1 protein-coding gene is annotated in these 411 nt (G+C 37.2%); it reads right to left on the reverse strand.

What is annotated here, in order from left to right:
• A partial coding sequence (locus HEM79_RS22385; protein ID WP_194313763.1) for an SUMF1/EgtB/PvdO family nonheme iron enzyme occupies positions 1–305 on the reverse strand: 305 nt, incomplete at its 3' end.
• Positions 306–411 lie beyond the last annotated feature (106 nt).

A 411-nucleotide genomic window follows, 5' to 3' on the forward strand; every position in this document is an offset into this window, starting at 1 on the left:
ACCTGCACCCATTTATTATAATCACCCCATGTAATTTTATTTCTGGTTATTTTGAAATCAGACAGTTCAACCCAATGTAATGGTTTATTATCCTGGTCTGGACTAAAAGGCAATTGTTCTCCAACAAGAGGTCCAAAGTCCCCCATCTGGAAACGACCTCCTTTGACAGAAACCATTGAACCAGTCACGGAATCAATTAATTGACTCTCAGTCCTCGCATTATTTTCCCCATTATCACACCCCATCAAAAAAGTTAAAAGAACAGAATAAACCATCATTAGCTTATACTTATTAATGTTTTTCATACAGCCCATCCCCCGGCTATTACTCGAGTACAACTATTCATAAGAAAAGGAGATACTTCATTTAACTTCTGCATTTCGTTACCTTTTATCTCTTGAGTATCAGGCA

The sequence above is a fragment of the Escherichia sp. 93.0816 genome (assembly GCF_013368855.2).
GTDB lineage: Bacteria > Pseudomonadota > Gammaproteobacteria > Enterobacterales > Enterobacteriaceae > Escherichia > Escherichia ruysiae.